The sequence below is a fragment of the Bartonella sp. CL436QHHD genome, from assembly GCF_042195105.1.
Taxonomy (GTDB): domain Bacteria; phylum Pseudomonadota; class Alphaproteobacteria; order Rhizobiales; family Rhizobiaceae; genus Bartonella.
This window is the reverse complement of record NZ_JBHINR010000032.1, coordinates 114,372-139,654: the sequence shown is the minus strand read 5'-3', so window position 1 is coordinate 139,654 and position 25,283 is coordinate 114,372. Positions and strand designations below refer to the sequence as shown.

Below are 25,283 nucleotides of genomic sequence, written 5' to 3'. Positions count from 1 at the left end.
GCAAAGTAAAAAACCTTTTGTCATTACTGTAAAATCTTGTTTTGCTTTCATAATTTATAATGTTTCTACGTCTATTAAGATCCCTTCATTTGAGAGAAAATTTTCATAAAGGCTTTTTTTATCAAGGTTTATTACAAAGTTTATTATTGTATTTGTCTCATAATTGAACAGATGTAGTTTTGATTGTTGAAGTTTAGAAAATCTGCCTATGTGTTTTAAGAGCAAAGAAAAGAATGTGGCAATATATGCACAAAAATTTGTTTCTGCTACACGAAAGGAGGTCGTAATGGGATTTTTTAATTTTATTAAAACTGTAGGGGAAAAGTTAGGTATTGGGGACCATGAACCAAAAGAAAAGGATTTTAAAAGAGCATTTGATGATTTTCAACTCGGTACAGAAAAAGTCAATATTCAAGTTGAAGACGGTAAAGCTATTTTAAGCGGTGAAGTTCCAGACAGGGAAACACTTGAAAAAGCACTGCTGGTTGTTGGCAATTCACAAGGTATCTCTTCTGTAGATGTTGATCAATTAAAGGTTATAGATACAACGCCTAGAAAAACTTCTCGCTTTTATGAGGTTAAATCTGGTGATAATCTTTGGAAAATTGCTGAAGAGGTTTATGGAAAAGGGCAAGGTAATAAAAACACATTTATTTTTGAAGCCAATAAGCCAATGCTAAAATCTCCCGATAAAATTTATCCTGGACAAGTTATACGTATTCCTGAAATTGACCATAGTTAATTCATCAAAGAGGATAATTTTTTACTGATGGCATTAAACAAAAAATAAAGGAGCGTAAAAAATTCACGCTCCTTCATTTTATAAAGTGTGTATTTATTGTGTATTTATATAAAAGGAGCTTAGTGAACAAGAGAGGATTTAGAAGGTGATGGTACTTTCATAGCGTTTACAGAGAAATCAACATCAATGGTTCCTGCTTTCTCAAATGTCAATTTTGCGCTAATTTTATCACCTAACTTGAATGGTTTTGAAAGCCCCATAAACATAATATGATCACCGCCAGGCTTAAGCGTGATTTCTCCATTTCCCGGAATTTCAATGCCATTGTGCATTTTTTCCATTTTCATAATATCATTAACGACAGCCATAGAGTGTATCTCTGTTGTTTTTACTCCGTTTGTGGAAATAGAAACCAAACGGTCTGGGGTATTACTGTGATTAATAATATAGAGATAACCGCTACCAACTCTTATACCTTTAGGTGTTTCTCGTGTCCAAGGATTGAGAATTTCTATGTCGCCAAGTTTATATTGCTGAGCACCTGCTGGCAGGGTTATACCAGCAAAGAGAAGAGCACACACGATATTTATGATAACCTTTTTGTATGGATATTGTGTATGGATTATATTCTTAAAGATGAGATTTGTTATTTTCTTAATAATAGATGTCATCATTGATTTACCCTCCTTCATAAGATTCACACTTTGAATATTTTTTTATTTTAGCAGAGCTTTTATTTAAAATAAAAGAAAGAAATACTAAAATGAAATTGATTTGAATATGAGAATAAAAATCATAGAATTATTTGATTTTAAAGGAAGGCAGTAAGGTTTACAACGACAACACACCTCTCAACGCTTCCGTGTTCATCTCATAAATAATATTTGTAAATGGTATAAAATCTATGATGCACTACTATTTTGCTTAATAAATATAATATAGAACAATCATCAACCACTTTACCAATTTTAATATTATGACAGCTCTTGGCATTTTAAAGCGTTTATACAGAGGCATTTTTATATATTTTCAAAGTTCAAAATTATATAGTTAAGAAAAAACGCTTTAGGTGAGTTTAAAGCATAGATTTCAAATAACCGCAAACAATGAGACCGTTAGAAGGAGAATTTTTGAAAGGAGATCGATGGATAATACCTTTACAGATGTGAGTATTAGATATGATGATTATTTTAGTCCAAGAAAAATTTATAATATTCGTGATATAAATTATTCGCCTTTTAAAAAGCTTTTACGGGAGTATCATTTTATCAATGATGAGAAGATCAAGAGCGAGAGTGCAATCGCTCTTTTATTTTTTTAATTTTTATAGAAAGATATATTTGTTGAGAATTGCAAGAAAAATATATTATGATCTCAAGTCTCTCATAAATATGGTATTTATGGGTCATTAGAGTGCCTATTTTAAAATAAATTTTTTATTTTAGAGATGTTTCTCTCATTATTCTCTTGTAGCAATAAAAGCCTGTTCTTATATACGAGGCAGCAAGGCTTGTTGCGACTTGCAGTTTATTATTATTTATGTTGCTTGAAGCAATATACGGGCTTTAGGTGTTATGAGGAGCTATCTTAAAAAGATGCTTTATGAAGGTTGAGGTAGCTTGCTGAATGGAGATTATAATATGGCAAAAGTAATTGGTATTGATTTGGGGACAACGAACTCTTGTGTGGCTGTTATGGATGGCAAAAACGCAAAAGTTATTGAAAACTCAGAAGGAGCGCGAACAACACCTTCCGTTGTTGCCTTTACTGATGGGGGGGAGCGTCTTGTTGGGCAGCCTGCTAAACGGCAGGCGGTGACAAATCCTGAAGGGACAGTTTTTGCAGTTAAACGTTTGATAGGGCGCCGTTTTGATGACCCTATGGTTGAAAAAGATAAAGCACTTGTGCCTTATAAAATTGTTAAAGGTGACAATGGTGATGCATGGGTTGAAGAAGCGGGAAAGAAATATTCTCCGTCGCAAATTTCAGCTATGATTTTGCAAAAGATGAAGGAAACAGCAGAATCTTATCTTGGTGAAAAAGTTGAACAAGCCGTTATTACGGTTCCTGCTTATTTTAATGATGCGCAACGCCAAGCTACGAAAGACGCGGGTAAAATTGCTGGACTTGAAGTTTTACGGATTATTAATGAGCCAACAGCTGCTGCTTTAGCTTATGGTTTGGACAAAAAAGACGGAAAAACAATAGCAGTTTACGATCTTGGTGGTGGTACATTTGATATTTCAGTTCTTGAAATTGGAGATGGCGTTTTTGAAGTTAAATCAACCAATGGAGATACGTTTTTAGGTGGTGAAGACTTTGATATGCGCCTAGTTGGTTATTTTGCAGATGAATTCAAAAAAGAGCAAGGAATTGATCTGAAAAATGATAAATTAGCTTTACAGCGCTTAAAAGAAGCGGCAGAAAAAGCAAAGATTGAGCTTTCTTCGTCACAGCAAACAGAAATCAATTTACCATTTATCACGGCAGATCAATCAGGTCCCAAGCACTTAACAATGAAATTGACTCGGGCAAAATTTGAATCTCTCGTTGACGATTTAGTGCAGCGTACCATCGAGCCTTGTAAAGCTGCGTTGAAAGATGCTGGATTAAAGGCTGGTGAAATTGACGAAGTTGTTTTAGTAGGTGGTATGACACGTATGCCCAAGATTCAGCAAGTCGTGCAGAGCTTCTTTGGTAAGGATCCACACAAAGGTGTTAATCCTGATGAAGTGGTCGCAATGGGTGCTGCCATCCAAGGAGGTGTATTGCAAGGCGATGTCAAAGACGTGTTGTTGCTAGATGTAACGCCTTTATCTTTGGGTATTGAAACCTTGGGTGGGGTTTTCACACGCCTTATTGAGCGCAATACCACTATCCCAACAAAAAAATCGCAAGTTTTTTCGACAGCTGATGATAATCAGAGTGCTGTGACGATTCGTGTTTTCCAAGGTGAACGGGAAATGGCAAGTGATAATAAGTTATTGGCTCAATTTGATCTTGTTGGTATTCCTCCAGCACCACGTGGTATACCTCAAATTGAAGTTACTTTTGATATCGATGCGAATGGTATTGTTAATGTTTCGGCCAAAGATAAGGGAACAGGTAAAGAGCATCAAATTCGTATTCAGGCATCAGGTGGTTTAAGTGATGCTGATATTGAAAAAATGGTAAAGGATGCAGAAGAGCACGCGGCTGAGGATAAAAAACGCCGTGAAGGTGTTGAAGCTAGAAATCAAGCGGAGGCTCTTATTCATTCAACTGAAAAGTCGCTCAATGAATATGGCGATAAAGTATCAGCTGAAGAAAAGGGACAGATTGAAACAGCAATATCTGATTTGAAATCTGCGCTTGAAGGCAGTGATACGGAAGAAGTAACAACAAAGATGCAAAAATTAGCAGAAGTCAGTATGAAGCTTGGACAGGCTATGTACGAAGCCTCACAAGCAGCGAGCGCTGACACTGAAACAGAGGCAAAGAATGATGATGTTGTTGATGCTGATTTTGAAGAAGTTAATGATAAGAAGAAATAGTGTCAGCATATGTGTTGATTAATTTATAAACCCGGCCTTTGAAATATAAGGCTGGGCTTTATTATTTGAGATAAGTTGCAACTTTGTTGCTAAAAATATAAATTAAAAGCAATATTATCCATAAAGATGGATGACAGAAAAATTATCAGGAATACATGATGAAGGTTGACTATTATGAAATTCTTGGCGTGACTCGCGAATGTGATGATAAAAAGTTGAAATCTGCTTTTCGTAAGTTGGCAATGCAATATCATCCTGATCGCAACGCGGGGGATAAAGAGGCAGAGCGAAAATTCAAAGAAATTGGCGAAGCCTATGAAGTTCTTAAAGATCCTCAGAAGCGTGCTGCTTATGATCGATTTGGCCATGCGGCCTTTGAAAATAGCGGTGGTCAAGGGGGAGCAAATCCCTTTGGCGGTTTTGCTGCTGGTGGTGGATTTGCGGATATTTTCGAAGACTTTTTTGGTGAGATTATGGGAGGGACACACCGTAAGCGTGGTGATAGTCGCGAACGTGGTGCAGATTTGAGTTATAATATGGAAGTGACTTTAGAAGAGGCATTTTCAGGAAAAACTGCAGAAATTAATATTCCCAGTTCCGTCACGTGTGATGTTTGTGAGGGATCAGGAGCGAGAAAGGGCTCTAAGCCGCAAGTTTGTGGAATATGTCATGGATCTGGTCGTGTGCGTGCAGCACAAGGTTTCTTTTCTATTGAGCGAACATGTCCTTCATGTCATGGACGTGGTGAAACTATTACGGATCCATGTCCCAAATGTCAGGGGACACGACGCATAGAGAAAAAACGTTCATTGAGCGTAAATGTTCCAGCTGGTATTGAAGATGGAACGCGTATTCGCCTTTCTGGTGAGGGTGATGCTGGTATTCGTGGTGGCCCCAATGGTGATCTTTATATTTTCCTTTCCATTAAACCGCATGAGTTTTTTCAGCGAGAAGGAGCAGATCTTCACTGTCGCGTTCCTATTTCAATGGTAACAGCTGCTTTAGGAGGAGAGTTTGAAGTTTCCGACCTTGATGGTGTTAAAGCACGCGTTAAGATTCCAGAAGGGACACAAAATGGACGTCAATTCCGCCTTAGAGGCAAAGGTATGCCCATGTTGCGCCGTCAGCAAGCAAGGGGTGATCTTTACATCCATATCACGATTGAGACACCGCAGAAATTAACGCAAGAACAACGTGAATTGTTGCAAAAATTTGAAAAGCTCTCAAATCATGAAAATTCACCGCAATCACATGGTTTTTTTTCACGTATGAAAGAATTTTTTGAAAATATTTCTGGTTAAAATATGTGAATGTTCTCAGAATAATTAGAGAGAGCTGTAGGAAAGTTATTTTCATTAAGTTTTCTATTATCTCATTGTCTTTGAAAAGCATTTTTTCTTGAAAAGAAAAGAGAGAGACAGCTAATTTAGGATAAACTCCTGCTGCTGATAGTTTTTATATTTCATGAGTTTTATGGATAAGTCTTATTTTTGAGTGTCTATGACATTTTAAAAAGGGCTTATCCATATAAGAACGCAATTGAGTGATTGATAATAAATATTGCCAGTGTCATGATAACTGCCTTTATGCATTCAGTATTTTTTGTGTTTCTTTTTAAAGGCTCTATAATAAAACTATAAAATAGGTAGCGGCTTGCCAAGAAACGCTAAATAAGCTGTTAGGCAATCCATCTTTTTCAAATAAAGTATCAACTTCTTATAACCGATTTTATTTTTGGCATTTTTCATAGTTTTAATCACTGCTTCCTTTAAAATAAGGGTTATTTTATTTGGAATAGCTTTTACATGCCTCATCTTAGCTTTTAGCAGTAATCATGTCTTTTTAGATGCGGATTTAGTTTTGTATTTCTGATGTCATAAATACTTCTTCCAGATAATAAAAAACGCTATAATCAAGTTTATTTTGTTCCAAAGAAATTGTGGAATGAGATAATGTGTGTTTAATGCTAAAGAAGACATAACAAAACACGTTTTGAGGTATTCGATGTATCTCTCTTGTAGGGAAACAGATTCGATGGAATTCACTTAATTGAATTTATTGGCATAATAAAAAGTTGGTGGGAAGATAGAAGACGTTACCTTTAAAAAGAAAAAATAAATACAATAAAAAAATAGCACAATATGCTTAGAAAACAGCACGACATATTATTGAAATTGTTAGTGATATGGAAAGAGAAGTATACGAAATGAATCTTTTTTCATAAAATAACATAATTAAAATAATACATTAAAAGAATTAACAATTCTAAAAAACATTGAATAATTCAAGCATGTATTGCTATGCAGAAAGAAAAACTTAATGACCGATCATGAAAAATGAGAAGTTTTATAAAACCTTACGAAGAGAGTAATCTAAACAATTAAATGCTTTTACGAAGATGCTTTTGAAGAGCTATCACAATATATGGATAAAGTTGCAAAGCCTTTTTTCGATTTTACGATATAAAAAGATAAATTATTATTATAAATCAACTTATTATGATTCTCCATGAGGAGCGTTCAATCGACATTTCCTCATGTTTAATGATTGAGAAAAAGTCAAATTTTTAAAACCAAAGTTATAGTTTATTGGGATAAGCTATAAAGCAGTTGAGTGATTTCTTATCTTAGGAATATGTTAATTTTATTATTATAAGAAACTTTATTTTTATCTTACAAAATCAATGGTTGTATATATTCCTATTCATTGTTAAGTATCCATAGGGATAAAATAATGAGTTGAATGTGCAGCGTAGCTTCAAAATTTTGCTTTTCAATTTTATATATAAGATCATAAAATAATGACGTTTTTTTACGCCTATTTTGTTTAATTTTTCGCTGTCAATTTTTAAAGGAAGTTTTTGTATTTCATTTCGCTATTCCTTTTTCGTAATTTAGAGGAAAATTGACGATTTTCAGGGGGGTGGGTAGAGTAAAGTTTGGTTTTATTGTTTTCACTTTTCCTAAATTTCATTAAGAGATGGTAAAAAGTGATGAGGAGGCTCTATTGATGGATGATGCTAAAAACGGTGATGTAGATGTTTTGGAAAAACAAGCAGCATTTTTATCGTCTGCTTTACCCTATATGCAAAAATATGAAAATGAAACGGTCGTGGTAAAATATGGCGGCCATGCTATGGGTGATCCTGCTTTGGGGCGAGCATTTGCGCGTGATATTGCTCTATTAAAGCAATCGGGGATTAATCCTGTTGTTGTTCATGGTGGTGGGCCTCAAATTGCTGAAATTTTAATGAAAATGGGGATTGAATCGCGATTTGAAAACGGATTACGGGTAACCGATGAGCGAATCGTTGAAGTGGTTGAAATGGTTTTAGCGGGTTCCATAAATAAAGAAATTGTTGCTCTCATCAATGCTGAGGGAGAATGGGCAATAGGATTATGCGGCAAGGATGGCAATATGGTTTTTGCCGAAAAGGCTTATAAAACTGTCATTGATCCTGATTCGCATATTGAACGTGTTTTAGATTTGGGGTTTGTTGGTGAGCCTGTTGAAGTTGACCGCACATTGCTAGATCTTTTAGCATGTTCTGAAATGATACCGGTTCTTGCTCCTGTGGCTCCAGGACGCGATGGTAAAACTTATAATATTAATGCTGATATTTTTGCTGGAGCTATTGCTGGTGCATTAGAGGCTAAACGCCTTTTATTTCTCACTGATGTTCCTGGTGTTTTGGATAACCAGGGTAAACTTTTAAAAGAATTGACAGTTTCTGAAGCTGAGAAATTTATTAAAAATGGGACAATTTCAGGAGGCATGATTCCAAAAGTAGAGACTTGTATAAAAGCCCTTCAAAATGGCGTGGAAGGTGTTGTCATTTTAAATGGTAAAACTCCTCATTCTGTTTTACTAGAGCTGTTTACCGAACAGGGAGTTGGAACGCTTATTGTTTCATAAATTGTGGGGAAAATTGGAAGAGAAAGTTTTTCATGGTGAATCTAAAACAGTTTAAATATCCTTTATTAAGTAAGCCAGAATTGGCAATATTTACTGCGACAATATTGTGGGGCATTACATTTTTAGTCATTCACATTGCGGTACGCTATAGTGGTCCTCTGTTTTTTGTTGGATTTCGTTTTATTGTTGCATCTCTTATATGTGGGGTAATTTTTTGGCGCTCTATAAAAGGTATAACTGTTTATGAAGTTTTCGCTGGGATGGCGATAGGTTTAGCCATGTTTTTTGGTTATGCTTTTCAAGCAGCTGGACTTCAAACAATTATTAGTAGTCAGTCAGCTTTTATTACAGCGCTTTATGTACCGATGGTTCCCATCTTGCAATGGATTGTTTTTAAAAAACCTCCCCGTTTAGCTTGTTGGATTGGTATTATTTTCGCTTTTATTGGGCTTGTATTTATTTCAGGACAAAAGCCGGGAAATTTTGATTTTTCAAAAGGCGAAATTTTAACTTTGTTAGGCGCTTTAGCGATTGCTGGAGAAGTCATACTCATCGGAATTTTTGCGAACAAGGTTGATAGTCGGCGTGTAACCATTATTCAGTTATTTTTTAGTGGTTTTTTTTCATTTGCTTGTATGCCTTTGATGGGTGAAAGCATCCCTGAATTTTCGTGGGTGTGGTTTAATATTGGTATAGGATTGGCATTAATGAGTGCCATCATTCAATTAGCTATGAATTGGGCACAAAAGTCTATTTCCCCTACGCGTGCGACACTCATTTACGCAGGTGAACCGGTATGGGCTGGTATTGTTGGGCGTTTGGCTGGCGAACATTTATCTCCCTTAGCTTTATTGGGCGGTTTGCTTATTCTGATTGGGATAATTGTGGCTGAATTACAACCTTCACAATGGCGTAAAAAAAATAAAGCAATTAAAAAAATTGATTAGCTATACATTTTTTTATTATGATTTTATTGCATGAGATTTTTGCTTGTAGAGTTTTCATTTTTGAAGCTTTTTTAATATTAAGATGATTAAGAAGTTCTATAAGTTATTCCAGCTTTTGCATGTATCTGTTTGCCTAACTTCTGAAACGGGAAGACAACCTTTATTGAGCCAAAGCATGAGGTGATATAAAGGTAAAAATTAACGCTCATCTTTACGATCATGTTTAAATTTGGCTTTAACAACTTTCAAAAACATCTACGGTAATGTTTTTGAATAATGAGAATTACGCACTGTCGTACGTTATTTCTTTTGTCCTTTAATAGAGTTACGCTTCTCATGCAAAATAGAACGCCCAAAGTACCCCCATAACGTTGTACATTAAAGCGTTTTTTAAAAGATAATTTTCTCAATATACATCATATTCATTGACAGTCCGCATGAAGTATAGAAAAACCACAGAGCATCATCATTTTACTTAAAATAAAGGGCACTAGCATTTTCTTTATCAGTTCTCAATATTATGATAGCCTTTGGCATTTGAAAGAGAGAGGCATTTTTACTCATTTCTTAAACGTTTTTATCCATACACTAGCTCTGTTTTATAATGGGGAAGCAAAAAATTTATTGATTCATTATGAGAAGATTTAAAATGAGAGAGGCTCGCGATATTCAGAGTTTTAATTTAAATCGCAAAACAATAAACGATCATTATAAATCAATGTGTTATCCAATGAATCGAAGAGGATTGGTGTGCTTTATGCTTAATGGAGGAAGGAAGGAGTTATATAAAAAGTATATAAAAACATCACTCAATAGAGCATATTTCTAAAGTTTTAAAAATTGAGAAGAAACTCCCGCGATATTCATATTATTTTATATAAGATTACTAAAAAAGAAGATTATTGCGTACAAATAAAAAAGCATTTCTTGCGAATTTATTGCAAGCCTAAGTGATATACACGCCCATCATATAAATATGATAATACATTGATTTATAATTATAATATAGCACTATTCACATTGAATTAGAACCCTGAATACCGTAAAATTTTCTCACGTCAAATCATTTTCATGTTAAATCAATCCAAATCACTTGCTTACACATCACAAGTGGGTGGGGGGCATGTGGGTAAAGACTGTACAAGAAAGGCATATCTCTTATAAACTTTTTCAAGTGTAAAGGATCGTCGTAATATTGGAGGCTGGCAAAGTGTGTGATGGTGCCGGCTTACTACAGCATATGAGTTATCAAATAAGATGTGAAAGGATCATTTTAGCACCCTTGGATTTAATTTAGCAAACAAAAGCCTCATTTTTTAGGCTATAAAAAGTTGTGTTTTGAGAAGCTTTTTAGGTTTATATTATTTTGATAGAAGCCGGAACATAATTGGTCTTTGCGTTTTGTATTATTCTTTGCTAAATCGCCTTATATGACAATAGATCGTAATTATATTCGTAATTTTTCCATCGTGGCGCATATTGATCACGGCAAATCAACTTTAGCTGATCGTTTGATTCAAATAACAGGTGGGCTTGATACACGTGAGATGAAAGAACAAGTACTCGATTCCATGGATATTGAGCGTGAACGTGGAATTACTATTAAAGCACAAACGGTACGTTTACACTATAAGGCAAAGAATGGTGAAACCTATATTTTAAATCTTATGGATACACCTGGTCATGTGGATTTTGCTTATGAGGTTTCGCGTTCATTGGCAGCTTGTGAAGGTTCTCTGTTGGTGGTGGATGCAAGCCAAGGCGTAGAGGCGCAGACGTTAGCAAATGTTTATCAAGCCATTGATAATTCCCATGAGTTGGTTGTTGTTCTCAATAAAGTTGATCTTCCAGCAGCAGAACCTGAGCGTGTTAAAGAACAAATTGAAGATGTAATAGGCATTGATACATCTCAAGCAGTAGAAATATCAGCAAAAACAGGTTTGGGTGTTCCTGATGTTTTGGAGGCAATTGTTGCACAATTACCACCTCCACATATAGGCGATGTTGCAAATCCCTTGAAAGCAATGTTGGTTGATAGCTGGTATGATGCATATCTTGGTGTTATTGTTTTGGTACGGGTGATAGATGGTATTTTAAAAAAAGGCCAAACCATTCGTATGATGGGTACAGGAGCAAAATATCCAGTTGAGCGCGTTGGGGTTTTTACACCTAAAATGGTACAGGTTGATGAATTAGGACCGGGCGAGATTGGTTTTATCACTGCTTCTATCAAAGAGGTAGCAGATACACGGGTTGGGGATACGATTACTGAAGAGCGCCGTCCTTGTGAAAATGCTTTACCTGGTTTTAAGCCTGCGCAACCGGTTGTCTTTTGTGGACTTTTTCCAATTGATGCTGCCGATTTTGATGATTTGCGTGCAGCCATGGGCAAATTACGCTTAAATGATGCGAGTTTTTCTTTTGAAATGGAAACATCTGCGGCTTTGGGGTTTGGTTTTCGCTGTGGCTTTTTGGGACTTCTGCATCTTGAAATTATTCAAGAGCGATTAGAGCGTGAGTTTAATTTGGATTTAATCGCGACAGCACCTTCGGTTGTTTATCGCATGAATATGAATGATAGTTCTGTTAAAGAGTTGCACAATCCAGCGGATATGCCTGATGTGGTTAAAATTTCTTCCATAGAAGAACCGTGGATTCGGGCGACAATCATGACTCCTGATAATTATCTTGGGTCAATTTTAGAACTATGCCAAGAGCGGCGCGGGGTACAGGTTGGTTTGTCCTATGTTGGAACCCGTGCTATGGTAACGTATGATTTACCACTGAATGAAGTTGTTTTTGATTTTTATGACCGGCTAAAATCAATCTCAAAGGGTTATGCTTCTTTTGATTATCAAATGACAGATTATGCAGAAGGTGATTTAGTTAAAATGTCTATTTTGGTGAATGGAGAGCCTATTGATGCATTATCGATGCTTGTTCACCGCACGATTGCAGAAAAGCGCGGGCGTTCCATGTGTGAAAAACTGAAAGATCTTATTCCCCAGCATATGTTTCAGATTCCAGTTCAAGCGGCTATTGGTGGTAAAGTTATAGCGCGCGAAACGATTCGTGCTTTGCGTAAAGATGTAACAGCGAAATGTTACGGGGGTGATGTTACGCGTAAGCGCAAACTTTTGGAAAAGCAAAAAGAAGGCAAAAAGCGGATGCGCCAATTTGGAAAAGTAGAAATTCCACAATCAGCATTTATTCAAGCGCTCAAAATGAACAAATAATGAAAAAAGGAGTATTTTCTCTCATTGATTGCGCTTTTGCTTTTGTCGATTGGTTCAGGTGTTTAAAGGACACTTTAAATAGAATTGCGCCGTGCTTCATGTTTTTGTGTATTGCGTAATGGTGTCACTTTCTCACGTAAAACAGAATGCTTTAAACAAAATGCGTTTGTGTTGCATATTTGTGCACGTATTTTAAATAAATATCTCTCAATACACTCGACCTCATTTCACGATAGCGTGCGTAGAAAGTATAACGGTAAAGCTTCCGTGAATGACATAAAACTCATAACCATATTTATTGTCATAAAGACACATGGTGCTTGAGAAAACTCATTAAAGACATTTTTATTCTTTTCTTAAAGTGCTTCTTACCCATACACCAACAGTGTTTATGAGACGAGCAGGAAATGATAGTGATTGATTCACTATGAAAGGATTTGAAATGAGAGAATCCTTGTATTCGAGGTTATTATTCAAGTTAAAAAACGATGAAATATTATTATGCATTAATCTTGTGTCTAAGAACGTAAAAGATCATTAATGGATGTTTTTTCTCGTGTTTTTTGATCAACACGTTTTACAATAACAGCACAATAAAGGCTAGGTCCTGCTTCACCATTTGGTAAAGGTTTTCCAGGGAGAGAACCTGGTACAACCACTGAATAGGCTGGTACTTCACCAATAAAAATTTCACCTGTTGTACGATCAATAATCTTTGTTGATTTTCCAATAAAGACTCCCATTCCCAAAACAGCACCTTCACGGATAATACAGCCTTCAACAATTTCAGAGCGAGCACCGATAAAGCAATGATCTTCAATGATTGTTGGATTTGCTTGCAGTGGTTCCAAAACACCTCCAATACCAACACCGCCAGAAAGATGGACATGTTTACCAATTTGTGCACAAGAACCAACGGTGGTCCATGTATCAACCATTGTGCCCTCATCGATAAAAGCACCAAGATTGACAAAGGAAGGCATCAATATAACGTTGGGTGCAATGTAAGCAGAATGACGTACAATGGCTCCAGGAACGGAACGGAAATCAGCACTTTTAAAATCTGCCTCTTGCCAACCAGAGAATTTTGAAGGAACTTTATCCCACCAATGTGTCCCATTGATTCCACCAGTAATAATTTGCATAGGATTAAGCCGAAAAGAGAGTAAAACCGCTTTTTTCAACCATTGATGAACATGCCATTGTCCATTTTTGTGTCGTTCTGCAACACGAATTTCACCTTTATCAAGAAGGTTCAATGCATGTTCAACACTCTCACGTATTTCGCCTTTTGTGGTAGTATCGATAGAATCGCGATCATCAAAAGCTTGTTCGATAATAATTTCAAGTTGTGTGATATGGGTCATGACGAGAGTTCCGTTAAACAAGTTGAAAGCTTCAAGATTTATTCTCTATGAACTACGCGAAGAAATGTGTTCAGTCAATAAAACGATGAGGAAGTAGGACAGGTGTATGAAAAAAAGCTGTAAAGAAAAAAGAAAAGCAGAGCAAGAAAACTGGGCACCACTTCTCCATGCGAAGGATGCTCTACAACAAATACATAAAGTTTCTAATTCAGCACAAATGCGTTCGTCTACTTATCGTTTAGCCTATACCGATCAAGATTTTATGATGCGTCCAGAGCTGCGCTCACAACGTATTAGTCTTGAATTTTTAAAGCCGGAAATAACCCTTAAAGAATATGATATTCAATCAACAGTTGTTTTGTTTGGTGGTGCGCGTATTCCTGAACCTGGGCAAGCAGCGTGGGCTGCAAAAAATGAAATACAAAAGAAAAATTTGCATGCTATGTCACATTATTACGATGAAGCAAGAGAGTTTGCGCGTTTGTGCTCACTTTATTCTGCTACGACAGAATATCGTGAATTTGTGGTTGTTACGGGAGGCGGACCAGGAATCATGGAGGCGGGAAATCGTGGTGCTTGTGATGTTGGTGCCCCAACGATTGGCTTGAATATTATTTTACCACATGAGCAAGAGCCTAATTCGTATGTGTCGCCGCATTTGTGTTTCAATTTTCATTATTTGGGGATGCGCAAAATGCATTTTTTAGTACGAGCGAAAGCCCTAGCCATTTTCCCTGGAGGATTTGGGACTCTGGATGAATTGTTTGAGACGTTAACTTTAGTACAGACAGGGCGTATGAAACAGGTACCAATTTTATTGTTTGGCAAAGAATTTTGGAGCAATACTATCAATTTTGAGTATCTGTCTGCACAAGGTACAATCTCTCCTACTGATGTTAATTTTGTGAAATTTGTTAATACAGCAGCAGAAGCTTTTGAAGAAATTCGTTCTTTTTATAAACTGCCTTAACGACTTTTGAGACGCTCACTCTTGAAGGATCATTAATACTCTACTTTGGTTAAATAAAGTCCTGAGGGGGGGGCAACAACACCACAACGTTTACGATCTTTAGCATGAAGAGCTGCTTCGAGATCTTGAGCTGTCCAACGTCCAATACCCACTTCCATGAGGCTTCCTGCGAATGAACGGATTTGATGATGAAGAAAAGAACGAGCTTGTGCATAAAGAAAAATTTCTTCACCTTCTCTTTGAATATCGAGGCGTTCAAGGGTGCGAATAGGGCTTTTGGCTTGGCAATGTGCTGAACGGAAAGTTGTAAAATCATGTTGTCCTACAAGCTTTTGCGCAGCTTCATGCATGGCGTCAGCATTAAGAGGCTTTGGCAACCACCACACGCGTTTGGCATTTAAAGCTGGTGGAGAGCGACGATTGAGGATTTTGAAAAGATAATGGCGTTTGGTTGCGGAAAATCGTGCATCAAAGTCATCAGGGACATTTTCTACATTTAAGATTGAAATCGCCTCTCCCTGTTTACGTAAAAGAGCATTGAGCGCATCTCGTACAGTATGGGAGAGCCAGTTTTTTTCAAAATCAACATGCGCAACTTGTCCCGTAGCGTGTACGCCCGCATCCGTTCGTCCTGCTGTTGTTATGGTCAATTGTTGTCCACTAAAGCAAAAAATCGCTTGTTCAAGAGCTCCTTGTATCGTGTGAAGTTTTGCTTGACGCTGCCAACCAGCATAATTTGAACCATCATATTCAAGAGTGAGTTTAAAACGTGGCATCTTAAAAAACAGCAGAAATATGAGCACCTCGCAAAAAGGTTGCGCTATCAAGAATTTTACCGCCAGATCTTTGGAGAGAGGTTATTTCTATCCGTCCTTGCCCACAATGGATAATCAAAGAATCTGGTTCTATCCGTCCAATTTCAAGAGAAGGACCTGTTGTTAAGCGACTATCAAAAATTTTTACACGTTCTTCTCGTCCACCGATATTCATATTGCACCAGCAACTAGGAGAGGGAGAGAGCGCGCGAATATGCCTATGAATAAACTCTGCTGGTTTTGTCCAATCAATGCGGGTCTCTTCTTTTCTAATTTTGGCGGCATAGGTGATGCCTTCTTCTGATTGTGGGGTCAGTTTAAGTCGTCCTTTTTCAAGAGTGGATAAAGTCTCTACCATAAGTTCTGCGCCAATATGTGAAAGTCTGTTTGAAAGCTCAGCAGTGGTGGTGTTATCCGTAATGGGGATGGAGCGAGAAAGAGCGATAGGCCCCGTATCAAGTCCTTCATCCATTTTCATGATCATGATACCTGTTTCTTTATCACCAGCCATAATTGCTCGTTGAATAGGCGCAGCACCACGCCAACGTGGTAAGAGTGAAGCGTGGGCATTAAAACAACCAAAACGCGGCGTTTCGAGAATAGCTTTGGGTAAAAGGAGTCCATAAGCCACCACAATAGCAGCATCAACAGAAAGTGCTGCAAATTTCTCCTGTTGTTCGATTGTTTTAAGTGTTTGAGGTGTAAAGATGGGAATAGATTTCTCTTTTGCTACGGTGTGAACAGCGGAGGGGATTAATTTAAGCCCTCGACGTCCTGCTGGGCGAGGGGGTTGACTATAAACAGCAACAACATCATGACCTGCATCCAATAAAGCATGTAAAATAGGAACAGAAAAATCTGGTGTTCCCATAAAACTTAATCGTAAAGCCATTACAAAACTGCTTCCTGCATGTTTTTTTCTTTTGCGCGTTTTTTAAATTTTCGTATCACCATATCGCGTTTGATCTTTGAAATGTAATCAATAAAAAGGCGCCCATCTAAATGATCAATTTCATGCTGCAAGCAAGTTGCCAAGAGATCGTCTGCTTCAATTTCTGTTTGTTTTCCTTCACGGTTCTGATAGCGAACACAAAGGCGTTTAGGACGTTCAACCTCTGCAAAATAATCAGGAATAGAAAGACAACCTTCTTTGTAAATATTACGCTCATCTGAAAGCCATAAAATTTCAGGGTTGATAATAACAAGTGGTTTTTTCTGCTCATCTTCAGAATTTCCAGAGACATCTATAACCAACATACGTAGCGGTATACCAATTTGAATAGCAGCAAGACCAACGCCCTTAGCATTATACATGGTTTCCAACATGTCATCTGCAAGTTTTTGGAGAGCTGAATCGACCTGCTCAACAGGTTTGGACACTTCCCGTAAAATCGGATCAGGTAAAGTAATTAAAGATCTCATTGGCATAGGCATAAGTAGAGATTAATCAATGGTTTGTTATTGGTCAATATTGAATAACGGATTCTTGCGTTTTTTTACAACAAGAGCGTTATATTACAATTTATGTTTGATTCGTTTTTTTCCATACTCGCTGGTGAGTTTTTTTCTAAACTAATGTTTTTGTTTTTATTTGTACTTGTCTGTTTGGCATTTTGTATGTTGATACATTCTCATCGAAAAAAAGCATTTTTGGAAAATGAAATTGCTGAACGCGCACGTGAGGCACAAATGCAGATGGCTACCTTGCTGAAAACACAAGCTGAAATGCAAGGGCGAATGCAAACGATGGCGGAAATTTTTGGTCAACGACAGGCTGAATTGAATAAATCACTCAGTGAGCAACTCAATGGGATGACAACAAGCTTAGGCCAAACACTTCAGGTACAGACTAAATCCACTTATGAAAATTTGAATCGTTTGCAAGAGCGTTTAGCAGTGATTGATGCGGCACAAAATAATATTCAATCGCTTACGGGACAAGTTGTTCAGTTACAGTCTATTTTAAGCAATAAACAGACACGTGGTACTTTCGGTCAGGGGCGGATGGAAGCAATTATTGCCGATGCCTTACCAACAAATGCTTATGCTTTTCAGGCCGTTCTTTCTAATGGAAAGCGCCCAGATTGTCTCATTCATATGCCCAATAAAGCCCCTTCTCTTGTTGTTGATGCTAAATTCCCTCTGGAGGCTTGGAATGCTATGCGTAAGGCAGAATCAGCGCAAGAGCGTCAAGAGGCAGAACGCCAATTTCGTACCAATATGGAAGTCCATATTCGTGATATTGCACAAAAATATTTGATTCCTGGAGAAACTCATGACACTGCTTTCCTTTTCGTGCCATCTGAATCGATTTTTGCAACAATTTATGAGGACTTTGAGGCATTGGTACAAAAATCCAATAGAGCTCATGTGATTATTGTTTCACCATCTTTGTTGATGCTCTCTGTCCAAGTGGTACAAACCATTATGAAAGATGCGCGGATGCGTGAACAAGCGCATTTAATTCAATCAGAAGTAGCAAAATTGATGGAAGATTTTGGACGAATGGATATGCGTGTTCGCGCATTACAGAAGCACTTTCACAAAGCAGGTGAAGATATAGAGGGTATTTTGATATCGTCCTCCAAAATTATGAAACGGGCAAATCGCATTGAAACTGTTGAATTAAAAGAAAATTACTCTGAACCAACAAAAATGACAACATTAGCTCAGTCGCAAACATTGCGTTTTGCTGATGAGGAATAAAGCAAAGCAAGCTTCTTAAATATCACAAGTTAGATCATGTTCTTTATTGATTGGTAATCATTTTTTAGTATCTCTATCTTGTTTTATTTCTTAAACGAGAGGAATAGGAATATGCGACACCTTTTGTTTTTAGGGGCACTGGTGTTTTTGCTAGAGGGATGTGCAACAACCACTCCCATCCACACAAATAATGCTTGTGCTATTTTGGCACAAAAAAATGGTTTTTTTGACAATTGGGGTAAAGTGTCTCAAAGAGCGGAAATGCGCTATGGAATTCCTATGCCTATCATTCTTGCAACCATTAAGATGGAATCGAGCTTTCGACACAATGCACGTCCTCCACGCAAAAAACTACTTGGTTTTATCCCATGGAAGCGTCGGTCGACAGCTTATGGTTATGCTCAAGCGCTTGACAGTACATGGGCAATGTATCTTCGCTCGACAGGAAAGTCTTTTGCATGGCGTACGAATTTCGCAGATGCTGCTGATTTTGTTGCTTGGTATCATCGCCAAAGTGTTCAACGCAATGGGGTGAGATTTGATGATGCATATAGCCTTTATTTAAATTATCATATGGGACATGGTGCTTATGCGCGTAGTGGCGGGCATGCCACTACGGCACTCTCACAGGCAGCACAGCGCATGGCAAGGATATCGAGGCTCTATGAACAGCAATTAAAAAGATGTGGATGGCATTAGGGAAGATTTTTGAAAATCTCAATCAGGGAATTGATGTGGTAAAATCATTTGAGGGAAAAATTTTTTATGATACGACAAGGCTGTCTCGTTTTTCTGATCATTCAATGAAATAAATTGTTATTTTTTAGAATAAACTCAAGTAACAGAAAGCTTTTGCAATACACAATATATTTGAAGATACTCTCGACATTTTTACCTCCTTTGTTTAAAAAATTTACAATGGAAACTATCTTCTATTTAGCGCTGGTATTTCGCATTGGGCTAAGTACTAGAGGTTATTGAAGAAAAATTTTAAAATATAATATCATTTTTTATTTTCATTATGCGTATTACTGGCTGATTATTATATGAATATTTTCTTTGTTAAGCGTATAAAATAGCAATTAAAACAAATGCAATTCGGGCATCATAAAAAGGGTAAAATATTCAATATAAAAAAACGAGAAATGCATTAAACGAAAAAACGTTGTTTTGTATAAAGAGGGCGCTACAGTCCTCAAAAGAACTAAGTATATTTAGTATTGTATGAAATAAAACATACTCGTCCATCCAGTCCATTTTAATTGAAAGACGTTATCTTATTGTATTGTAAAAACACTATCGTTTATAGGATGATAAGGTATATGCAACTTTACACACAATGAATATTCAGGGTAGGGAGTATTCAGAGAAAGATTTGTAGCGCCTATGAAGTAACAAGTCAGTCTCCAATGTTGTGATAGCTTTTGCATTTGAGAATATTTATGAGAAGCATTTTTATTCTTTTTCTTAAATTGTTTAAGCATATTGATTTATAAAGATAATATATCGTTATTCATATTAAAGTAAGAATTTCGAATGACGTAGGGCTTTATCGTTTCAGATCTCTTGAGGTTGAATCAATAAAACCATTGGTTTGCACATAACAAGCGCAATTGGCATGTGGATAAAAACTGTGAAAGAAAAGACTAAAAATGTTTTTTATGAACATTCTAAAATGTAAGAATTATCGCCAACATTGGGAATTAGCACAATAATGATGGCGCTACTTTGCTCTCACACCTCAACCTTTCTTGTGATGCACAAGGAAAAAAACAATTGATTCAATATATTATTTAAGCGTTAATATACCTTAGTATTGAGCAGGTAGATGCTAATCAAAGTGAGTAATTTTTTTGGCAGGACATCTGATCAGATTAAAAATACTCAAAAAAAGCTCTAATTTTCAATAATTGAGAAGTATATTTTAATATTTTATTCTCTACTCTTTGTTTAAGCACTTCATACCTTTTAAAAAGATATCGGTAGCCAACATATTATGATTTTGTGGAAATATTGTGGTAAAGGAAATTCAAACTTTGTCCTTGAAGACAAGGCGTAGGTTAAACAGCACATTTTCTATTTCTGTGCAAAACATAAAAGAATTATCTACTTTCACGGTTGCAACAGTAAAATTTTATAATCCAACAAATGATTAAAAACGTATTATAATATCATTAAAATGCAAGGAACAAGCGCTATTGGAATTATGATTAAATAGCAAATAAACCTTTTAAATTGATGTACACATCCTTTATTATAATTGATTCCCTTGATAGAACAGTTTGTCCTTTTGGTGGAGCTAAGCGGGATCGAACCGCTGACCTCTTGCATGCCATGCAAGCGCTCTCCCAGCTGAGCTATAGCCCCTATAAAAACAAATTTTTCCAAAAGGACAGTATACAATTCCAACTTTTCTAGAACGATCAAAGTTGAAGATCAAGAAGAATTTACATTCAATGGAAAAGATGTCCTTTTTTATTTCTCTTAAGCATCGTCATCATTAGAAACACCGCCTCCGAGAATATTAGTAACGTCATCATCTTCATCGTCACCATCATGAGATAAAAATGTATCATCATCATCACCAAGATCTACATCACTATCTTCTAAATCAGGAAGATCGTCATCTTTAGAATCCTCATCATCCTCTTCAAGAAGCATAAAAGCAGATTTTTCAAGTGCTGTATCAAGCTCTTCAGTATCAACTTCTTCCTCATTGTTTGCTTCAGCTGCTGCAACTTCAAAGTAAGAACGCGGATAAGAAATTCCTGTATAGGGCGACACAATAGGATCGCGATTTAGATCGTAAAATTTTTTTCCTGTTTCTGGATCAACACGTTTAGTTCCAAGTTCTTGTTTTGCCATAAACCGTGCCTCTTTGATTAACTATTATTCCATTAAAAGATAAATTTTATGGTGCTTAATCGAAAAATAATACCTTTGTCAAAGATAAATACACTGTTCCACAGTGATTTTTTCATGACGTCTTTTAAAGCATGTGCTAAAGGATGCACAATTTCATAAAAGTTAGATAGAATTAAATAGAATTTCCATGCAAAAAGCAATCCCTATAACCACCTATAAATCGAGTAGTCTCTCTGGAAAAATTCAAATACCAGGAGATAAATCAATCTCTCACCGCTCTCTTATATTGGGAGGATTAGCAAGTGGTGAGACATATATTCATGGATTACTTGAAAGCGCTGATGTACTCAATACAGCTGCTGCTATGCAAGCTATGGGTGCCTGTATTATTAAAAAAGATGACTTCTGGATCATACGAGGAACAGGGAATGGTTGCCTTTTAGCTGCACAAAAACCTTTAGACTTTGGAAACGCTGGAACAGGTGCTCGTTTGGTTATGGGAATGGTTGGTCCGTATCATATGAAAACAACCTTTATTGGTGATGCTTCTCTCTCTAAACGTCCAATGGGACGTATCCTTGATCCACTGCGTCTCATGGGGGTTGAAATTGAGGCAACGCGCGACGATCATCTTCCTTTAACGCTTTATGGTCCGAAAATGGCTAATCCGATTCGTTACCGTGTTCCAATAGCTTCCTCCCAAATTAAATCAGCAATCCTGCTTGCTGGACTCAATACCGCCGGCATTACAACTGTTATTGAACCAGTTCTGACACGAGATCATACGGAAAAAATGTTAAAAGCATTCGGTGCGCAACTTGAAATAGAAAAAGATAACGAAGGTGCGCGTTTGATTCACCTTAATGGTCAACCCCATCTTACTGGGCAAACGATTCATATTCCGGGGGATCCTTCTTCTGCTGCTTTTCCAATTATCGCAGCCCTTCTTGTAGAAGACTCTGATATCACCATTGAAAATGTTTTGATAAATAACTCTCGAATAGGACTTATCGAAACATTGTGGGAAATGGGTGCTCAAATTGAATTTTTGAACCGACGTCAAACAGGTGGAGAGGATGTTGCTGATCTACGGATAAAATCATCGGTCCTTAGAGGCGTTACGGTGCCCAAAGAACGTGCTCCATCGATGATTGATGAATATCCTGCTTTGGCAGTAGCAGCAGCCTTTGCAGAAGGCAAAACAGTAATGCTAGGAATTGAAGAGTTGCGTGTAAAAGAATCAGATCGACTGTCTGCTGTTGCTCAAGGACTCGAAATTAATTGCGTAGACTGTGAAGAAGGTCAAGATTTTCTTATTGTTTATGGAAAAGGTTCTGCCAAAGGTTTGGGTGGTGGACATGTCTCCACACATCTTGATCATCGAATTGCTATGTGTTTTCTCATTTTTGGGCTTGTATCAGAAAAACCTGTTACTATTGATGATAAACGAATGATCGCTACGAGCTTTCCAGAATTTATTCCTTTTATAAAACAACTTGGGGGAAAAATCGCTTGAAGCCTTTTGTTATCGCCATTGATGGACCTGCAGCCTCAGGCAAAGGAACCTTAGCACGCAAAATTGCTGCACATTATCGCCTTCGCCATCTCGATACTGGTCTTACTTATCGTAGTGTTGCTCATACGCTTTTACAACAAAATTTAGCTCTTAATGATGAAAAAAATGCTATTATTTATGCTAAAGAACTTGATTTTAATACCTTAAATCCTTCCCTTCTTTCTTCTCATGAACTTGGTGAAGCGGCTTCAAAAATAGCAATTAATCCTGCTGTACGCAAAATTCTTGTCGAAAAACAACGCAACTTTGCTAAAGTTTTGCCCGGCTGTGTGCTTGATGGGCGTGATATCGGAACTATTGTTTGTCCTGATGCCGATATCAAGTTTTATATTCTAGCCAATGTCCAAACACGCGCCAAACGTCGCTACCAAGAGATTTTAAAAAAAGGTGTTCAAGCAAATTATCATGAAATCCTAGCTCAACTTGAACAGCGCGACAGTCGCGATATAACGCGCAAACAAAGTCCATTAAAACCAGCAAAAAACGCCCACTTGCTTGATACGTCAGAATTGAGTATAGAAGCAACATTTGAAGTTGCATGCAGTTTTATTGATCCAATCATAAAAATGCATATAATTGGATAAATTCGTTAAGGTAACTTCCAGCCTAGCGCTAACTTTTTTTCCTTTATTCAAGGAAAAAGGCTAAGAAGTTGCTTATGTTAACACTAACCCAGCGCTCATACCTTATAATACAAGGTATATATTAGGAGTTCTTATGTCACAATACAATCCCACAACAGCGGATTTTGAAGCCCTTTTAACAGAATCTTTTCAAACTAATGATCTTAATGAAGGATCTGTTGTTAAAGGTCGTGTTATTGCAATCGAAAAAGACATGGCCATTATTGATGCTGGTCTTAAAGTCGAAGGACGTATTCCTCTCAAAGAATTTGGAGCTAAAGCAAAAGATGGTTCTTTGCAAGTTGGCGATGAAGTTGAGGTTTACATTGAACGCATTGAAAATGCGATGGGTGAAGCTGTTTTATCGCGTGAAAAAGCACGGCGCGAAGAAAGTTGGGTCCGTTTGGAGGAAAAATTCAATGCTGGTGCACGCGTTGATGGAGTGATCTTTAGCCAAGTAAAAGGTGGTTTTACAGTCGATCTTGATGGTGCCGTTGCTTTCTTGCCTCGCAGCCAAGTTGATATTCGTCCCATTCGTGATGTTTCACCCCTCATGCATAATTCACAGTCCTTTGAAATTTTGAAGATGGATCGTCGTCGTGGCAATATTGTGGTTTCACGTCGCACTGTCTTAGAAGAAAGTCGCGCTGAGCAACGTTCAGAAATCGTACAAAATCTTGAAGAAAACCAAATCGTTGAAGGTGTGGTGAAAAATATTACAGATTATGGTGCCTTTGTTGATCTTGGTGGAATTGATGGTCTCTTGCACGTTACAGATATGGCATGGCGGCGTGTTAATCACCCATCTGAGGTGCTCACAATTGGCCAAACGATTAAAGTTCAGATTATTCGCATTAATCAAGACACGCACCGTATTTCTCTTGGAATGAAACAGCTTGAAAGTGATCCTTGGGAAAGCATCAGTGTCCGGTATCCGATTGGTAAAAAAATTACGGGTGCTGTTACCAACATTACTGATTACGGTGGTTTTGTTGAAATTGAACCAGGAATCGAAGGGCTGATCCATGTTTCTGAAATGAGCTGGACAAAGAAAAATGTTCATCCTGGAAAAATTCTGTCTACATCACAAGAAGTAGAAGTGGTTGTTCTTGAGATTGATCCTTCTAAACGGCGTATTTCTCTTGGCTTAAAGCAAACATTTGAAAATCCATGGGAAGCTTTTGCCAATAAATTTCCTGTCAATTCGCAAATTGAAGGAGAGGTTAAAAATAAAACAGAATTTGGTCTGTTTATTGGGCTTGAAGGCGATGTTGACGGTATGGTTCATTTGTCTGATCTTGATTGGAACCGTCCTGGTGAACAAGTTATTGATACTTATAATAAAGGCGATATCGTTAAGGCTGTGGTCCTTGATGTTGACATTGAAAAAGAGCGCATTTCTCTTGGAATTAAGCAGCTTTCCAGCGATAAAGTTGGAGAAGCAGCTGCTTCTGGCGAATTGCGAAAAGGTGCTGTTGTAACATGCGAAGTGATTGCTGTTAACGACAATGACATTGGTGTGAAATTGATTGATCACAACCTTGAGACAACCATTCGGCGTGCTGATCTCGCGCGTGATCGTGATGAGCAACGTCCTGAGCGTTTCGCAATTGGGCAAAAGGTTGATGCTCGCATCACAGCATTTGATAAAAAAACACGTAAAATTTCAGTATCGATTAAAGCTTTAGAGATTGCAGAGGAAAAAGAAGCTGTTGCACAATATGGTTCTACAGATTCAGGTGCTTCTCTTGGTGATATTCTTGGTGCAGCTTTGAAAAAACAAGAACAAGATTAATCATCAATCATTAAAGTTAGTGTTATTATTAAGGTCACTCATTTTAGGAGTGACCTTTTTATTTTCTAAAGAAATTGTCTGCTTATTTTTAAATTATTGAAACAAAAATTATAAATGCTTGCAAATAAAAACAAAAAGTTTGTTTTTTGTCTAACAACGGTTCACTATTCAGATAAAATGCTTAAAATTTAAA

General features: G+C 37.2%; 20 protein-coding genes and 1 tRNA gene. 14 read left to right on the top strand and 7 right to left on the bottom strand.

Annotated elements, in window-relative coordinates:
• Positions 1–286 precede the first annotated feature (286 nt).
• Entirely contained in the window at positions 287–742 is a 456-nt protein-coding gene (lysM, locus tag ACFIKN_RS04445; RefSeq protein WP_375657972.1) for a peptidoglycan-binding protein LysM, read from the top strand.
• Positions 743–861: 119 nt separating this feature from the next.
• On the opposite strand, the gene ACFIKN_RS04440 is transcribed toward lysM, so the two are convergent.
• The gene (locus ACFIKN_RS04440) at positions 862–1,416 is read right to left on the bottom strand and encodes a copper chaperone PCu(A)C (RefSeq protein ID WP_273790231.1); all 555 of its coding nucleotides are present in this window, start codon (positions 1,414–1,416) and stop codon (positions 862–864) included.
• Positions 1,417–1,886: 470 nt separating this feature from the next.
• On the opposite strand from ACFIKN_RS04440, the gene ACFIKN_RS04435 reads away from it, so the two are divergent.
• From ACFIKN_RS04435 to lepA, 6 genes are all read left to right on the top strand, one after another.
• Positions 1,887–2,063, top strand: a complete 177-nt coding sequence (locus ACFIKN_RS04435; protein WP_375637224.1) for a hypothetical protein — start codon at positions 1,887–1,889, stop codon at positions 2,061–2,063.
• A 319-nt stretch (positions 2,064–2,382) separates the two neighbouring features.
• Positions 2,383–4,275, top strand: coding sequence for a molecular chaperone DnaK (gene dnaK / locus ACFIKN_RS04430; RefSeq protein ID WP_273790233.1), 1,893 nt, complete (start codon positions 2,383–2,385; stop codon positions 4,273–4,275).
• 158 nt (positions 4,276–4,433) lie between these two features.
• A complete protein-coding gene (gene dnaJ, locus ACFIKN_RS04425; RefSeq protein ID WP_273790234.1) occupies positions 4,434–5,576 on the top strand; it encodes a molecular chaperone DnaJ in 1,143 nt (380 codons plus the stop codon).
• Positions 5,577–7,284: 1,708 nt separating this feature from the next.
• Complete coding sequence (argB, locus tag ACFIKN_RS04420; RefSeq protein ID WP_273790235.1) at positions 7,285–8,190, top strand: acetylglutamate kinase; 906 nt, start codon at positions 7,285–7,287, stop codon at positions 8,188–8,190.
• A gap of 32 nt (positions 8,191–8,222) precedes the next feature.
• Complete coding sequence (locus tag ACFIKN_RS04415; RefSeq protein ID WP_375611392.1) at positions 8,223–9,137, top strand: DMT family transporter; 915 nt, start codon at positions 8,223–8,225, stop codon at positions 9,135–9,137.
• Between the two features lie 1,430 nt (positions 9,138–10,567).
• On the top strand, positions 10,568–12,373 hold the full coding sequence (lepA, locus tag ACFIKN_RS04410; protein ID WP_375657971.1) for a translation elongation factor 4: 1,806 nt from the start codon (positions 10,568–10,570) through the stop codon (positions 12,371–12,373).
• A 518-nt stretch (positions 12,374–12,891) separates the two neighbouring features.
• On the opposite strand, the gene dapD is transcribed toward lepA, so the two are convergent.
• Positions 12,892–13,740 (bottom strand): 2,3,4,5-tetrahydropyridine-2,6-dicarboxylate N-succinyltransferase, encoded by an 849-nt coding sequence (gene dapD / locus ACFIKN_RS04405; RefSeq protein WP_375630559.1) that lies wholly within the window; start codon positions 13,738–13,740, stop codon positions 12,892–12,894.
• A 106-nt stretch (positions 13,741–13,846) separates the two neighbouring features.
• On the opposite strand from dapD, the gene ACFIKN_RS04400 reads away from it, so the two are divergent.
• Positions 13,847–14,710 carry an LOG family protein gene (locus ACFIKN_RS04400; RefSeq protein ID WP_375630557.1) on the top strand — a complete coding sequence of 288 codons (864 nt, stop codon included), beginning with the start codon at positions 13,847–13,849 and terminating at the stop codon, positions 14,708–14,710.
• 32 nt (positions 14,711–14,742) lie between these two features.
• Here ACFIKN_RS04400 and truA read toward each other — a convergent pair whose 3' ends face one another.
• Genes truA through def form a run of 3 tightly spaced genes read right to left on the bottom strand, consistent with a single transcriptional unit; the run spans position 14,743 to position 16,953 of the window.
• The gene (gene truA / locus ACFIKN_RS04395) at positions 14,743–15,486 is read right to left on the bottom strand and encodes a tRNA pseudouridine(38-40) synthase TruA (RefSeq protein ID WP_375630555.1); all 744 of its coding nucleotides are present in this window, start codon (positions 15,484–15,486) and stop codon (positions 14,743–14,745) included.
• A gap of 1 nt (position 15,487) precedes the next feature.
• Complete coding sequence (gene fmt, locus ACFIKN_RS04390; RefSeq protein WP_375657970.1) at positions 15,488–16,417, bottom strand: methionyl-tRNA formyltransferase; 930 nt, start codon at positions 16,415–16,417, stop codon at positions 15,488–15,490.
• Positions 16,417–16,953: a peptide deformylase gene (gene def / locus ACFIKN_RS04385; protein ID WP_375658047.1), complete on the bottom strand. Its 537-nt coding sequence runs from the start codon at positions 16,951–16,953 to the stop codon at positions 16,417–16,419. The genes fmt and def overlap by 1 nt, the downstream gene beginning before the upstream one ends.
• Before the next feature lie 96 nt (positions 16,954–17,049).
• On the opposite strand from def, the gene ACFIKN_RS04380 reads away from it, so the two are divergent.
• The 3 genes from ACFIKN_RS04380 to ACFIKN_RS04370 all read left to right on the top strand — a co-directional run bounded on the left by ACFIKN_RS04380 (position 17,050) and on the right by ACFIKN_RS04370 (position 19,043).
• On the top strand, positions 17,050–18,231 hold the full coding sequence (locus tag ACFIKN_RS04380; RefSeq protein WP_375657969.1) for a DNA recombination protein RmuC: 1,182 nt from the start codon (positions 17,050–17,052) through the stop codon (positions 18,229–18,231).
• Positions 18,232–18,342: 111 nt separating this feature from the next.
• Positions 18,343–18,930 carry a hypothetical protein gene (locus ACFIKN_RS04375; RefSeq protein ID WP_273790243.1) on the top strand — a complete coding sequence of 196 codons (588 nt, stop codon included), beginning with the start codon at positions 18,343–18,345 and terminating at the stop codon, positions 18,928–18,930.
• Entirely contained in the window at positions 18,921–19,043 is a 123-nt protein-coding gene (locus tag ACFIKN_RS04370) for a hypothetical protein (protein ID WP_375630550.1), read from the top strand. Before ACFIKN_RS04375 ends, ACFIKN_RS04370 begins: the two co-directional genes overlap by 10 nt.
• A 1,479-nt stretch (positions 19,044–20,522) precedes the next feature.
• Here the strand turns inward: ACFIKN_RS04370 and ACFIKN_RS04365 are convergent.
• Positions 20,523–20,598: transfer RNA gene (locus ACFIKN_RS04365), tRNA-Ala, on the bottom strand.
• Between the two features lie 117 nt (positions 20,599–20,715).
• Positions 20,716–21,096: a TIGR02300 family protein gene (locus ACFIKN_RS04360; protein ID WP_273790244.1), complete on the bottom strand. Its 381-nt coding sequence runs from the start codon at positions 21,094–21,096 to the stop codon at positions 20,716–20,718.
• A 187-nt stretch (positions 21,097–21,283) separates the two neighbouring features.
• Between ACFIKN_RS04360 and aroA the strand changes: the two genes are divergently transcribed.
• From aroA to rpsA, 3 genes are all read left to right on the top strand, one after another.
• Positions 21,284–22,612 (top strand): 3-phosphoshikimate 1-carboxyvinyltransferase, encoded by a 1,329-nt coding sequence (gene aroA, locus ACFIKN_RS04355; protein WP_273790245.1) that lies wholly within the window; start codon positions 21,284–21,286, stop codon positions 22,610–22,612.
• On the top strand, positions 22,609–23,256 hold the full coding sequence (cmk, locus tag ACFIKN_RS04350; protein WP_375617510.1) for a (d)CMP kinase: 648 nt from the start codon (positions 22,609–22,611) through the stop codon (positions 23,254–23,256). The genes aroA and cmk overlap by 4 nt, the downstream gene beginning before the upstream one ends.
• A 133-nt stretch (positions 23,257–23,389) precedes the next feature.
• On the top strand, positions 23,390–25,090 hold the full coding sequence (rpsA, locus tag ACFIKN_RS04345; protein ID WP_026500132.1) for a 30S ribosomal protein S1: 1,701 nt from the start codon (positions 23,390–23,392) through the stop codon (positions 25,088–25,090).
• Positions 25,091–25,283 lie beyond the last annotated feature (193 nt).